This is a genomic window from Ferrovibrio sp. (assembly GCF_046297595.1).
In the GTDB taxonomy this organism is placed as follows: domain Bacteria; phylum Pseudomonadota; class Alphaproteobacteria; order Ferrovibrionales; family Ferrovibrionaceae; genus Ferrovibrio.
Genome location: NZ_JBKBHT010000001.1, coordinates 115988 through 128534 on the forward strand (window position 1 = coordinate 115988; position 12547 = coordinate 128534).

A 12547-nucleotide genomic window follows, 5' to 3' on the forward strand; every position below is an offset into this window, starting at 1 on the left:
CCCTAAAGCGCGGCGTCGAAACGCCGCCAGAATTCCGTTTCGTCGGCAGGCAGGCCAAACCGCATCCAGTGCGGCTGGTGCTTGAAGATGCGCACATGCACGCCCTGTTGCCTCAGCGCCGCCGCCAGCTTCGCCGCGTCGGGTATCTCGGCCAGGCGATACAGGCTGGTACCGCCCAGCACAGGGATGCCGCGCGCACGCAGGCCAAGATCGAAGCGTTCGGCGCGGGCGCGCAACTCATTCCGCATGGCGGCCTGCCAGGCTGCGTCGTTCAGCGCCGCAGCGCCAATCGTCAGCGCCGGGCCACTCACCGCCCATGGCCCCAGCGATGCACGCAGTGCCTCTGCCATCGCCGGCTGTGCCAGCACAAAACCCAGCCGCAGGCCGGCCAGGCCAAAGAACTTGCCGAACGAGCGCAGGACGATCAGCCCCTCGGTGCCAGCTTCCTTGGCAAGGCTTGCTTCCGGCGTCACGTCGGCAAAGGCCTCATCGATCACCAGCACGCCGCCCTTCGCCGCCAGCGCCTGCCGCCAGTGCCGCAGTATCTCGGGCTCAACCACGCGGCCATCGGGATTGTTGGGATTCACCACGACCAAGATGTCGGTATCCGCCAGATTGCCGGGCAGTCCCTCAAGCTCGGTCACGCTATGCCCCAGCAGACCCCAGGCATAGGCATGTTCGGCATAGGTGGGGCCGAGGATCGTCACCCGCGCCGGTTTGAACAGGCGCGGCAATACCTGGATCGCCGCCTGCGTGCCGGGCAGTGCGACGATGCCGGCCTCGACCGTGCAGCCATAGGCCTTGCGCGCCGCCGCCAGCAGATCGTCCAAGGCGGCAGCGGACGGCAGTCGCGTCCAGTCGTCGGCCAATAGCGGCGGCAGCGGATAGGCAAACGGATTGATGCCCGTGCTGAGGTCCAGCCAGTCGCCGGCATAGGCACCCGGCATGGTTTTCAACGCACTGAGATCGCCGCCATGAACCGGCGGCATATCTCCGGGGGCAGGTTGACGGGATGGCAAAGCCTCGCCCATGGTGGTGTTCTCTTTCATCGGCGGCGATCTTACGGTGTACTCGGCAACGATCAACCTCTGGCTCCTCGTCATCGCGCTCGGGCTCGATGCCGCTTTCGGCTGGCCGGATGCGCTCTATCGCGCCATCCGCCATCCGGTAGTGTGGATCGGCGCACTGATCGGCCTGCTCGACCGCAGCCTCAACCGCCCGGCCTGGCGTGTCTGGCAGCGGCAGATGGCCGGTATCATTGCCCTGCTGATCCTGCTGGGCATCTGCATTGGCACGGCCGCCGTGATCAGCGCATTCCTGCGCGCCCTGCCCTGGGGCTGGCTGATCGAAGGCCTGCTGGCCGCCAGCCTGATCGCCCAACGCAGTCTGTACGACCATGTCGCCGCCGTGGCGCGTGGACTGGAACTGGATGGCCTGGCCGGCGGCCGCAGGGCCGTGGCGATGATCGTCGGCCGCGATCCTGAAAGCCTGGATGAAGCCGGCGTCAGCCGCGCCGCCATCGAAAGTCTGGCCGAGAATTTTTCCGACGGCGTGGTGGCGCCGGCCGTCTGGCTGGCCCTGCTCGGCCTGCCCGGCATCGTGCTCTACAAGGCCGCCAACACGGCCGACAGCATGATCGGCCACAGGAACGACAAATACCGCGCCTTCGGCTGGGCGGCGGCGCGGTTCGACGACCTGCTCAACCTGCCGGCCTCGCGGCTTTCCGCCCTGCTGCTGATCCTGGCCGCGCTGCTTACGCCCAAGGCTTCGCCCGCCGACGCCTTCGCCGCCGTTGAGCGCGACGCCGGCCAGCACAAATCCCCCAATGCCGGCTGGCCTGAGGCCGCCATGGCCGGCGCGCTTGACCTGAAGCTGGCCGGGCCGCGCCGCTATGGCGAGCGCTGGGTCGAGGATCACTGGATGGGGCATGGCAGCGAAAACGCCAATGCGGCCGACATCCGCCGCGCATTACGGCTGTTTGTCGTCGCCTGCCTGTTGCTGTTCGCTGCGGCCGTGCTGGCGGCTATCGCGCTGCGCTGATCAGCGCATCGACATCCAGATGTAGCTCGATGGCGGCGGCCAGGGCATCCAGCGCGCTGTCCACGCCGGCCTCGTAATTGCCCGGCGCCACGTCGCGCCCGCCCAGCAGCGTCAGATAGGCTGCGCGAAAGGCATCGGATGCAAACAGGCCATGCAGGTAACACCCGGCCACGCTGCCATCGGCCGAGACGGCACCGTCATGTCGGTTGTCCAGCCGCAGCAGGGGCCGTTCCGCATCGGGGCCGGTGGTGCGGCCCACATGCATCTCGTAACCGCGCACGGCCTCGCCGGTGAAACGCTCGAAGCCTTCCGCCTCGTGCAGCGCCTTATTGCCGGTCAGCTCGGTCTCGACATCCAGCAGGCCAAGCCCTTCTACGGTTTCCGGCTTCCCTTCGATGCCTTGCGGATCGCTCACCGCACGCCCTAGCATCTGGTAACCGCCGCAGATACCGAGTACACGTCCGCCGCGCCGCAGATGGCCGGCCATATCCACGTCCCAGCCCTGCTGGCGCAGGAATTTCAGGTCGGCGATGGTGGCCTTGGAACCCGGCAGGATCACCAGCGCGGCATCGGCCGGCAGCGGTTGGCCGGCCGGCACAAAAACCAGCTTCACCCCGGACTGCTGCCGCAGCGGGTCGAAATCGTCGAAATTGGCGATATGGGCCAGACGCGGTACGGCGATGACGATGCCGCCATCCGTGGCCGTGGCACCGTCCAGCGCCACGCTGTCCTCGGCCGGAAGGCGCGCCACCTCGGACAGATGCGGCAGCACGCCAAAACTGCGCCAGCCGGTGCGCTGGCTGATGATCCGCAGGCCATCGTCGAACAGGCTGACATCGCCGCGAAACTTGTTGATCAGGAAGCCGACAATCTGCGCCGCCTCGTCCGGCTCCAGCAAAGCCGCCGTGCCGACCAGCGAGGCGATCACGCCGCCCCGGTCGATATCGCCCACCAACACGACCGGAACACCGGCACGGGTGGCGAAACCCATATTGGCGATGTCGTTGGCGCGCAGGTTCACCTCGGCCGGCGAACCGGCGCCTTCCACCACCACGAAATCGGCATCCTGCTTCAACCTGTCGAAGCTCTCGGCAACGAAGGGCCACAGCTCGGCCTTCTTCGCCAGATAGCCGCGCGCATCGGTGCTGCCATGGATGCGGCCCTGCACCACGATCTGGCTGGTGCGGTCGCCCTGCGGTTTCAGCAGCACGGGATTCATGTGCACGCTGGGCGCCACGCCGGCGGCACGCGCCTGCAGGGCCTGGGCACGGCCGATCTCGCCGCCATCGGCGGTGACGGCGGCATTGTTCGACATGTTCTGCGGCTTGAACGGCCGCACGCTGTGGCCGCGCCTCACCAGCGCCCGGATCACGCCGGCGCAGAGCACCGACTTGCCGACATCCGAGCCGGTGCCCTGGAACATCAGGCAGCGCGCGGTCATTTCAGAAACCCGTCACTTCAGCACCAGCGGCAGGCCCGCCGCCATGAACACGGCATGGTCGGCCCGCGCCGCGACGGCCTGGTTCAGGCGGCCCTGATGGTCGCGGAAGTCACGGGCGAGTTTGTTGTCCGGCACGATACCCAGCCCGACCTCGTTGGAGACCAGCAGCACGGGGAACCGCACGGCATCGAGCGCGGTCAGCAGGCCGGCGGTTTCCGCCGCGATGTCGCGGTTGGCATGCATAAGGTTGGACAGCCACAACGTCAGGCAATCGACCAGCACCGCGCCGGTATCGGCCGGAAGGGCCCGCAGCACCTCGGCGATGGCAATCGGCGCCTCGATATCGTGCCAGCGGTCGCCGCGCCGAGCCTTGTGTTCGGCGATGCGGGTGCGCATCTCGTCGTCCCAGGCTTCCGCCGTGGCGATATAGACCAGCTTGCCGTTGCGCTTCTGCGCCAGGTCTTCGGCCAGGCGCGACTTGCCCGACCGCGCGCCGCCGAGGATCAGGGTGATCTTCGCATCGGCACGCGCAGACGACATTATGCCTTCACCTTCTCGCGCAGGGTGACGAATTCCTCAGCTGCCGTCGGATGGATGCCCACGGTGGCATCGAAATCGGTCTTGGTGGCCTTGGCCTTGATGGCGATGGCGATGCCCTGGATGATCTCGCCGGCCTCCGGCCCCACCATGTGGGCGCCGACCACGCGATCAGACTTCGCATCCACCACCAGCTTCATCAGGATGCGTTCCTCGCGACCCGAGACGGTGGCGCGCATCGGTCGGAAGGTGGTGCGATAGACATCCACCTCGCCATAGGTCTTGCGCGCATCCTCCTCGCTCAGGCCCACGGTGCCGACGCTGGGCTGGCTGAACACGGCGGCCGGCACGTCGTTATGGTCGGCCTTGCGCGGTTTGTTGCCGAACACGGTATCGGCGAAGGCATGGCCCTCGCGGATCGCCACCGGTGTCAGGTTGATGCGGTTGGTCACATCGCCCACGGCGTAGATGTTTTCCACGCTGGAGCGCGAATAGGCATCCACCACCACCGCGCCATCGGCATCGGTCTTCACACCCACGGCGTCCAGGCCCAAGCCATCGGTGTTGGGCTTGCGGCCGGTGGCGGCCATCACGGCATCGACTTCCATCGTGCTGCCATCGGTGAGGTGCGCCAGCAGGCCGCCGGCCACCTTCTCGATCTTGGTGACGTCGGTTTTCAGTTTCAGGTCGATGCCGCTTTTAACCAACTCGCCGGCCAGGTGGTTGCGGATATCGTGATCGAAGCCGCGCAGGATCTGCTCGCCGCGATAAAGCTGCGTCACCTTCGCGCCGAAGCCATTGAAGATGCCGGCGAACTCGCAGGCGATGTAACCACCGCCGATCACGATGATCCGCTTCGGCATCTCCTTCAGATGAAACGCCTCGTTGGAGGTGATCATCAGCTCGGCGCCGGGGATGGCCGGCTTCACCGGATGGCCGCCCGTGGCGATCAGGATCGTGCCGGCCGTGACGGGCTTGTCGTTGATCAGAACGGTATGGGCGTCTTTCAGTGTGGCGCGGCCGTCGAAGGTCTTGGCGCCGGCATTCTCGAACAGGCCGCGGTAGATTTTCTCCAGCCGGCCGATTTCCTTGTCCTTGGCGGCGATCATCGCCGGCCAGTCGAAGCGGCTTTCGCCCACACTCCAGCCGAAGCCGGCCGCGTCCTCGAAGGCATGGGAGAATTCCGAGCCGTAGACCAGCAGTTTCTTGGGCACGCAGCCGCGGATCACGCAGGTGCCGCCATAGCGGTATTCCTCGGCCACCGCGACACGGGCGCCATGGCCGGCCGCGATCCGCCCGGCGCGCACGCCGCCGGAGCCGCCGCCGATCACAAAGAGGTCGAAATCATACTGGCTCATGAGGGCCGGATCCTTCCACAGCATATTCCGCAGGCAATTCATGCCCACGACCGACGCTGGAGATCAAGGTCCGAACCTCGGGATAACGATGGGCTGTGGCAATGTGGTGCAGCCGCAGGGCTTCGACAAGCGCGCCGCCCAGGCCCAGCATGCGGTCGGCATGACGGATCATGACGGTATTGGGCCAGGTCTGCGGCCGGATTTCGGCCAGCGTGGCGAAAATATCCGCCTCGCGGCCAGGATTGCGCTGCGCCATCAGGCTGACGGCCGCCGCCGTGGAGCGCGACACGCCGGCGAAGCAATGCACCAGCAGGTGATCGACGCGATCGGCCGCCAGGCGGTCACCCACTTCCAGGATGGCGGCGACATCCCGCTCGCCCGGCAGATCGCGGCCTTCGCTCGGCGTCACGATATCGTAGAAGCGGAATTCGTTGCGCCGGGCCGCCGGATGATGGGCGTAACCATCGGGCTGCGGCGTGCCGGGGTCGAGAATGCCGAGAATATGCGTCACGTCGCCGGCAAACTGATGCAGCTCCGCCACGCCGCAGATGCTGAGGCGGAACGGCAGCAGGCCACGCGCGACGACACTCATAGCATCCCTTTCAGTTGTACTTCTTCATAATGCGGTGATACGCATCGGTAACAACAGTTATTATATCTTGACTGCCGGAAAATCGGATAACGAGTGGCTTTATATTGTAGCCCGGCGTTGAGTTTCTCTCGGCTTCAAGCCATGCCGCCAGGCTTTGATAGAAAGCCTCCGGCAAATCGTTCAGATCAGCGTAGTCCTTTGAGGCGATCATCAGATCGCCATTGTCCAATGCTCGCCGCGGGTCTTGATAAACCAGCCGGCGCTGATCCTGATACAGGAAATGACGAATCACAATGACCAGATGACCGACATCCGTATCCACCCAGACAAAACCCTTCTCAGGGCAGAAATGCGGTCGACACGCGCTCGCGACGATATAGCGTTTATCGACCATACGGACCGGGTTTGGGGGGGCTCCTAATAGTATCCCAATGTGATGTCGCAGCATCTCCTCATGCTGCGATGTGCCGAGATAAAGCGGCATCGGGTTCGGTACCGCCCCGTCAAGTAACTGCTGGAACTTCCGTTCCCCAACCAGCTGATTTGTAGACAGTCCAGGCTTTGCCGCTACGTAACCAGCCAACCACTCAACTAAATCCGCTCGCTCCGGATCGCTGGCAGGCTTTGCATTTATTGGCGTCGCCATGACGAGCGCCACCACGGCGGCCCAGCCAACGATGTTTCGAAGCGCTGCCCTCATTCAACCGTAACCGATTTCGCTAGGTTGCGCGGCTGGTCCACATCGGTGCCCTTCAGCACGGCGACGTGATAGGCCAGCAGCTGCACCGGAATGGCGTAAAGGATCGGCGCCACGAAAGGCTCGACCTCGGGCAGTTCCACGGTGGCGAAAGTGCGTTCGTCGATATGCCTGAAGCCGGCCTTGTCCGACATGAAGATCACCTTGCCGCCGCGCGCCATCACTTCCTGCATGTTCGAGATGGTCTTCTCGAACAGGCTGTCGCTCGGCGCGATCACGATCACCGGCACCTGCTCGTCGATCAGGGCGATCGGGCCATGCTTCAACTCGCCGGCGGCGTAACCTTCGGCATGGATATAGGAGATTTCCTTCAGTTTGAGCGCGCCTTCCAGCGCCAGCGGGAAGCAGGCGCCGCGGCCGATATACAGCACGTCGCGCGCATCCATGATCTTCTCGGCCAGGGCCTGCAGGTCGTCGTCGTGATTGAGCACCTCGGCGGCCCGCGCCGGCACCTCGATCAGCGCCGCCATCAGCCGAGCGGCATCATCCTGGCTCAGCGACTTGCGCGCATGGGCGATGGCAAGGCTGAAGGCGGCCAGCGTGACCAGCTGACAGGTGAAGGCCTTGGTCGAGGCCACACCGATCTCGGGCCCGGCCTTGGTCGGCAGCACGCCGTCGGCCTCCCGCGCCATACTGCTTTCCGGCACGTTCACAATGGTCAGCGTACGCCCGCCATTCTGCTTCACGTAACGCAGCGCGGCGAGCGTGTCGGCCGTCTCGCCGGATTGGGAGATGAAGATGGCCAGACCCTTCGGGTCGACCGGCGCCTCGCGGTAACGGAATTCCGAGGCGACATCCACCTCGACATTGATGCGGGCGTAGCGCTCCAGCCAGTATTTCGCCACCAGGCCGGAATAATACGATGTGCCGCAGGCCACGATGGTGATGCGGGAAACCTGCGCCAGGTCGAGCCCCAGATCGGGCAGGTGCACCCAGCGGTCGGTCGGGCTGACCACGGTGTTGATGGTATCGCCCATCACCGCCGGCTGCTCGTAGATTTCCTTCTGCATGTAGTGGCGATAATTGCCCTTGCCGATCATCGCGCCGCTGATCGCGGTGGGCCGCACGGCACGGTCGACCGGGTTGTTGTCGGCATCGAAGAAGCGCGCCGATCCACGGCTCAACACCACCCAGTCGCCCTCTTCCAGATAGGCGATCTTGTCGGTCAGCGGCGCCAGCGCCAGCGCATCGGAACCGAGATACATCTCGCCATTGCCAAACCCGACCGCCAGCGGCGCGCCGCGACGGGCGCCGATCAGCAGGTCGTCCTTGCCGTGGAACAGGATGCCCAGCGCGAAAGCACCGCGCAGGCGACCCAATGCCGCCTTCACGGCCGCCTCGGGATCGTTACCCTCGGCCAGATACTGGTCGATCAGCCGCATGGCGACTTCGGTATCGGTCTGGCTCTGGAAGCTCTGTCCCTTGGCGATCAGTTCCTCGGCCAGCTCGCGGTAATTCTCGATGATGCCGTTATGCACCAGGGCGACGCGTTCGGTGGCATGGGGATGGGCATTGGATTCATTCGGCGCGCCATGGGTGGCCCAGCGGGTATGGGCAATGCCGATCATGCCCTGCAATGGCTGTTCGCCCAACCGGCCTTCCAGGTTGACGATCTTGCCCTCGGCACGACGCCGTTCGATGATCCCCTTGCCGCTCAGCGTGGCGACGCCGGCGGAATCATAACCGCGATATTCCAGCCTTTTCAGGCCGTCGATCAGCAATGGCACGACATCCCGCGTACCGACGACGCCGACAATTCCGCACATACGCCCTGCTCCTATTTCTTTTTCTTACGCGCCGCCTTCATGGCGCGGAATTTCGCCGCGAAGCCCGGCTTGTCGTCCTGGCGGCCGCGCGCCACGGTCAGGGCATCAGCCGGCACGTCGCGCGTCACCACGCTGCCGGCCGCCACCATGGCGCCGTCGCCGATCTTCACCGGCGCCACCAGCGCCGAATTCGAACCGATGAAAGCCCCCGCGCCGATATCGGTATGGTGTTTCTCGAAACCGTCGTAATTGCAGGTGATGGTGCCGGCGCCGACATTGGCCTGCGCGCCGACGCGGGCATCGCCGATATAGGTCAGGTGGTTGACCTTGGCGCCCTTCTCCACGCGGGCATTCTTGACCTCGACGAAATTGCCGATATGGGCCTGTTCGTCGATCCGGGCGCCGGGCCGCAGGCGGGCGAACGGCCCGATGGTGGCACCCGATGCGATGCTGGCACCTTCGATATGGCTGTGGCTGCGGATCGTCACGTCGTCGGCCACAGTCACGCCGGGGCCGAACACCACGAAGGGTTCAATCACCACATCGCGGCCGAGTTTTGTGTCGCTGCGCAGGTATACCGTCTCGGGCGCCGTCATGGTCACGCCGTTCGCCATGGCGGCGGCGCGCAGGCGCTGCTGCATCGCGGCTTCGGCCACGCTCAGCTCGGCGCGCGTATTGATGCCCATCACCTCGACCGGATCGGCCTCCACCACGCGGCAGGTCCAGCCCTGCGCGCTGGCATGCTCGACCACATCGGTCAGCAGGTATTCGCCCTGGGCGTTTTTGTTGCTCAGCTTCTTCAGCAGGGCCGACAGCCGCGCGCCGTCCAGCGCCATCAGGCCGCCATTGCACAGCCGCACGGCGCGCTCCTCGGCCGAGGCATTCTTGTATTCGACGATCTTCTGCAGCTGCCCCCTCGCATCGACAATCAGCCGGCCATAGGCGGCAGGATCGGCCGGCCGGAAGCCGACGATCACGGCGGCCGGATCGCTTTTCTGGCGGCGGGCCGCCACCAGGCCTTTCAGCAAATCGGCCGTCAGCAGCGGCGTGTCGCCGAACACCACCAGCACATCGCCACTGAAACCCTTCAGCGCCGGCAGGGCCGCCATCACCGCATGGCCGGTGCCCTGGGGCGGATGCTGCACCACCGTGCGGGCCGGCCTGGCGGCATCCACCACGGCGGCCTGGTCCTTGCCGGTGACGACGATGACGCGCTCGGGCTTCAGGCTGGCCGCCGCATCCAGCACGTGATGCAGCATCGCGCGGCCGGCCACCGGATGCAGAACCTTGGGCAGGCGTGACTTCATCCGCGTGCCCTGGCCAGCCGCCAGCACCACGACGGCCACACTCCGTCCCGTCGTCTTTCGCTTTGCCATTTTCCGTTTTACCGGGGGCCGTTTCGCCATCACCCTGTTCCGTGTACAAAAACGCGATTCGCCGCATTCGGCGCGGCGGGACTGTGTCATAGCCGCCCGGGGCAACGGAAATCAAATGCTCTTTCCGTCTGTTTCAGGGTCTTTCGAAATGTAACACCATGACTCGCAAGGCAATTCTGTTCGATCTCGATGGCACGCTGGTCGACACGGCACCCGACCTGGCCGCCGCCACCGACTACGCCCTCACCCGCGCCGGCCGGCCCGCCATTGGGCTGGATGCCGTGCGCAGCATGGTGGGCGACGGCGCGCGCGCCCTGCTGCAAAAGGGTTTCACGGCCAGCGGGGGGATGCCGGCGCCCGAGCAGTTCGAAAACGCATTCGCGGATTTCATGGTCTATTACGGCCAGCATCTGACCGATACCAGCCGGCCCTTTCCGGGCGTTCTGACCTGTCTCGCCGCGTTGGCGGAACAGGATTACGCGCTGGCCGTCTGCACCAACAAACCGGAAGGCCTCAGCCGCAGCCTGCTGGGCCAGCTCGGCATGCTCGACCTGTTCGGTGCGGTGGTGGGCGGCGACAGCCTCGCCATGCGCAAGCCCGATCCCGGCCATATCCACGGCACCGTGGATGCCCTGAATGCGCGGCTGGGTGCCATCCATGGCTGGGCGGCGATGGTGGGCGATTCCGCCAATGACGTGAATGCCGCCAAGGCCGCCGGCCTGCCCTGCGTGGTGGTCAGTTTCGGTTACACACGGATTCCGCCTCACGAGCTGGGCGGCGACCGCCTGATCGACCATTTCGCCGACCTGCCCGAAGCCATCGTCGCGCTGGGCGGCTGAGAACCCGTTTTATTCCGCGTCGGGCTGCTTGTCCGGCGCAGCCTTCGCAAAAGCCTCGAGCCGGCGGCATTCGGCATCGATCCGCACCACCGTCGGGAAGGCCGAGAGGTCGCAGTCGAAGCGGCGGGCATTGGCCACCTGCGGCACGAGGCAGATATCGGCCATGGTCGGGCTGTCGCCATGGCAGAAACGGCCGGTGGCCGGGCTGCCGGCCAGCATCTTCTCCACCGCCTGGAAGCCGTTTTCGATCCAGTGCTGGTACCACTGGTTCTTCTTCTCCTCCGGCAGGCCCATTTCCTTGACCAGGTATCGCAGCACGCGAAGGTTGTTGAGCGGGTGGATATCGCAAGCGATGGCGAGCGCCAGCGCGCGCACGCGGGCTTTCTCGGCGGGATCGGCCGGCAGGAAGGCCGGATCGGGATGAGTTTCGTCCAGATATTCGATGATCGCCAGCGACTGGGTCAGCATCGTGCCGTCATCGACCAGGGCGGGCACCTGCTTCTGGGGGTTCAGCCGGGCATAGTCGTCCGATAGCTGGTCGTTCTTTGCCAGATGAATGAATCGGTTGTCGTAGGCCAGCCCCTTCAGATTGAGCGCGATCCGCACCCGATAGGCGGCCGAGGACCGGAAATACCCGTACAGCAGCATGTAAAACCCTCCCGGAAAGGGCCGGATCGTAGCGCAATACCGTTGTGTTACAAAGCCTTCGGGGGAAATAGGACCAATGGAAGGGTTGCCCGGCCGGCACCCCCCGCTCTATTGTCTGCGCGCCCATCGGACCCCATCTGACCGATATGGCCAACAAGACCGCGCGTAGGCAGGGTAGCGCAGAGCATGCAGTTGACGATCAATGGTGAAGCCCGCGAGATGGGCGGCGCAGCAACGGTGGCGGAGCTTCTGACCGCCCTGTCGCTCGATGCGCGCAAGATTGCCATCGAACTCAATCGGGAAATCGTGCCGCGTTCGGCCTATGCCGAGACCGGGCTCAACGACGGCGACAAAATCGAGATCGTGCATTTCATCGGCGGCGGCAATGCCCCGCTGAAACCCGCCGAAGATGATTATTTCGAAGTGGCGGGCAAACGGTTCCGCTCCCGCCTGCTGGTCGGCACCGGCAAATACAAGGATTTCGAGCAGACCAGGCTGGCCATCGAAGCCTCGGGCGCCGAGATCGTCACCGTCGCGGTGCGCCGCGTGAACGTCACCGACCCGAACCAGCCGATGCTGGTCGATTACGTCGACCCGAAGAAATACACCTACCTGCCCAACACCGCCGGCTGTTTCACCGCCGACGATGCCGTGCGCACCCTGCGACTGGCGCGCGAGGCCGGCGGCTGGAAGCTGGTGAAGTTGGAAGTGCTGGGCGACCAGAAGACGCTCTATCCCGACATGGAAGCCACGCTGGAAGCCACCAAGCTGCTGGTGAAGGATGGCTTCGACGTCATGGTCTACTGCGCCGACGATCCGATTGCGGCGAAGAAGCTGGAAGACCTCGGCGCCTGCGCAATCATGCCGCTGGCCGCGCCCATCGGCTCGGGCCTCGGCATCCAGAACCCGGTCAATATCCGCATCATCATCGAGAATGCGAAAGTGCCCGTGCTGGTCGATGCCGGCGTCGGCACGGCTTCCGATGCCGCCATTGCCATGGAACTGGGCTGCGACGGCGTGCTGATGAACACCGCGATTGCCGAAGCGAAAGACCCGATCCGCATGGCCCGGGCCATGAAGCTGGCCATCGAAGCCGGCCGCCTTGCCTATCAGGCCGGCCGCATGCCCAAAAGACGTTATGCCGATCCCTCTTCGCCGCTTGCCGGCCTGATCTGAACCGGCGATACGGGGGA

Annotated in this window: 12 protein-coding genes; 3 read left to right on the plus strand and 9 right to left on the minus strand. The window is 65.2% G+C overall.

Annotation, left to right across the window (positions count from 1 at the left end; translation table 11 throughout):
* Positions 1-2 precede the first annotated feature (2 nt).
* Positions 3-1049: a threonine-phosphate decarboxylase CobD gene (cobD, locus tag ACK4FJ_RS00625; RefSeq protein ID WP_409762445.1), complete on the minus strand. Its 1047-nt coding sequence runs from the start codon at positions 1047-1049 to the stop codon at positions 3-5.
* Here cobD and cbiB point away from each other — a divergent pair.
* A complete protein-coding gene (gene cbiB, locus ACK4FJ_RS00630; RefSeq protein WP_409762448.1) occupies positions 1030-2040 on the plus strand; it encodes an adenosylcobinamide-phosphate synthase CbiB in 1011 nt (336 codons plus the stop codon). The two genes, cobD and cbiB, sit on opposite strands and share 20 nt — an antisense overlap.
* Here cbiB and ACK4FJ_RS00635 read toward each other — a convergent pair.
* From ACK4FJ_RS00635 to glmU, 7 genes are read right to left on the minus strand one after another with little or no spacing between them, the layout of a single operon-like run.
* The gene (locus ACK4FJ_RS00635) at positions 2024-3481 is read right to left on the minus strand and encodes a cobyric acid synthase (protein ID WP_409762451.1); all 1458 of its coding nucleotides are present in this window, start codon (positions 3479-3481) and stop codon (positions 2024-2026) included. The genes cbiB and ACK4FJ_RS00635 overlap by 17 nt on opposite strands.
* Before the next feature lie 12 nt (positions 3482-3493).
* Positions 3494-4021 carry a bifunctional adenosylcobinamide kinase/adenosylcobinamide-phosphate guanylyltransferase gene (gene cobU / locus ACK4FJ_RS00640; RefSeq protein ID WP_409762454.1) on the minus strand — a complete coding sequence of 176 codons (528 nt, stop codon included), beginning with the start codon at positions 4019-4021 and terminating at the stop codon, positions 3494-3496.
* Positions 4021-5376 carry a glutathione-disulfide reductase gene (gor, locus tag ACK4FJ_RS00645; protein WP_409762457.1) on the minus strand — a complete coding sequence of 452 codons (1356 nt, stop codon included), beginning with the start codon at positions 5374-5376 and terminating at the stop codon, positions 4021-4023. The genes cobU and gor overlap by 1 nt, the downstream gene beginning before the upstream one ends.
* A complete protein-coding gene (locus ACK4FJ_RS00650) occupies positions 5363-5968 on the minus strand; it encodes a tyrosine phosphatase family protein (RefSeq protein WP_409762460.1) in 606 nt (201 codons plus the stop codon). The genes gor and ACK4FJ_RS00650 overlap by 14 nt, the downstream gene beginning before the upstream one ends.
* A gap of 10 nt (positions 5969-5978) precedes the next feature.
* Complete coding sequence (locus tag ACK4FJ_RS00655) at positions 5979-6668, minus strand: hypothetical protein (protein ID WP_409762464.1); 690 nt, start codon at positions 6666-6668, stop codon at positions 5979-5981.
* Positions 6665-8491, minus strand: a complete 1827-nt coding sequence (gene glmS / locus ACK4FJ_RS00660; RefSeq protein WP_409762467.1) for a glutamine--fructose-6-phosphate transaminase (isomerizing) — start codon at positions 8489-8491, stop codon at positions 6665-6667. The genes ACK4FJ_RS00655 and glmS overlap by 4 nt, the downstream gene beginning before the upstream one ends.
* A gap of 11 nt (positions 8492-8502) precedes the next feature.
* Positions 8503-9867 (minus strand): bifunctional UDP-N-acetylglucosamine diphosphorylase/glucosamine-1-phosphate N-acetyltransferase GlmU, encoded by a 1365-nt coding sequence (gene glmU, locus ACK4FJ_RS00665; RefSeq protein WP_409762470.1) that lies wholly within the window; start codon positions 9865-9867, stop codon positions 8503-8505.
* A 158-nt stretch (positions 9868-10025) separates the two neighbouring features.
* On the opposite strand from glmU, the gene gph reads away from it, so the two are divergent.
* Positions 10026-10706, plus strand: a complete 681-nt coding sequence (gph, locus tag ACK4FJ_RS00670; RefSeq protein ID WP_409762473.1) for a phosphoglycolate phosphatase — start codon at positions 10026-10028, stop codon at positions 10704-10706.
* A 9-nt stretch (positions 10707-10715) separates the two neighbouring features.
* Here gph and maiA read toward each other — a convergent pair whose 3' ends face one another.
* The gene (gene maiA / locus ACK4FJ_RS00675; protein ID WP_409762476.1) at positions 10716-11354 is read right to left on the minus strand and encodes a maleylacetoacetate isomerase; all 639 of its coding nucleotides are present in this window, start codon (positions 11352-11354) and stop codon (positions 10716-10718) included.
* Between the two features lie 186 nt (positions 11355-11540).
* Here maiA and thiS point away from each other — a divergent pair, with 186 nt between their 5' ends.
* Positions 11541-12530 (plus strand): sulfur carrier protein ThiS, encoded by a 990-nt coding sequence (gene thiS, locus ACK4FJ_RS00680; RefSeq protein ID WP_409762479.1) that lies wholly within the window; start codon positions 11541-11543, stop codon positions 12528-12530.
* The last annotated feature ends 17 nt before the right edge of the window (positions 12531-12547 follow it).